Below are 1,057 nucleotides of genomic sequence, written 5' to 3'. Positions count from 1 at the left end.
TACAAAACATACTAAGATTAGTAGTGCAGACCAAGGCATTGGTTCGCACTACTATTTTTTATATAGTAGAAGTGAAGAGAAGGTCGTGGGTGTCTTGGGATTCTGAATCCGTATACAAAACTGACCTTCTTCACTTACCTTATTTGAATCAGTTTTTAGTATGTTGGTCTTCGAGATCGTGTATAAGAAATGAGAATCGATAAGTGTAAGTTGAAGACTTCAATTCCACCTGAGGAGGAGCTATATGAAACACGTTATTGCATTTGATGTCAGTATGGGTAAAAGTTATATGGTAATTTATAATGTACAAAAACAATGTGTATTCGAAAGTGAAATCAAGCATACTAAGCCTGATTTTAAAAAGCTACAAGAAAAGATACATAAGCTTACAGATGAAACCGGCGAATCACCTGAAATTGTGTTCGAATCAACAGGGATCTATTCCAGACAGCTAGAACGATTTATGCAAAATAACCAGTATACATATTGTTTATTAAACCCATTAGAAGCCAAAATACAATGTGATTCCTTGCGGATTCATAAGACAGACCGAAGCGACGCACACCGATTAGCTCTCACTCATTTTACAGTTACCCGAAGGGTATCTACCAGAACTGATAATTTATTCTATCAGTTAAAATCTCTATCTAGATTATATAGTGAACTGGATGATGAATTATCAATAATTCGCGGCCGTATGCATAAAGTAATCCAATTAACATTTCCAGAATTGGAAAGAATATTTACTAGTAAATCTGATTTGTTTTTAAATTTTGTTCAACTATTTCCCCACCCAGATTATGTTTTAGGTCTTTCTAAAACCATTATAAAAAATCGTATTCGTGCCAACACCAATAAAAAAATATCAAATATTACTGCGGAGAAAAAAGCGATTCAGATACTTGAAATAGCGAAAATTTGCTATCCTGCTGTTTCTCAGAACGATGTTCTGTGTGACCAGCTCAAATTATACGCAAGGCGCTATCAAGAGCTTCTTCACCAAAAAGAAAGCTGTATTAGCAAGATGGTGTATGTAGCTGAGCAACGTGCAGAATAC

Annotated in this window: 1 protein-coding gene; it reads left to right on the top strand. The window is 35.0% G+C overall.

The genetic code is table 11. The features are described from left to right. Positions 1 to 244: 244 nt before the first annotated feature. The coding region (locus tag ACX5JI_RS26375; protein ID WP_459503930.1) for an IS110 family transposase at positions 245 to 1,057 on the top strand (813 nt) is incomplete at its 3' end.

Source organism: Bacillus sp. C1, assembly GCF_054570475.1.
The sequence above is the reverse complement of the archived record's forward strand: the minus strand, read 5'-3'. Positions and strand labels throughout refer to the sequence as shown.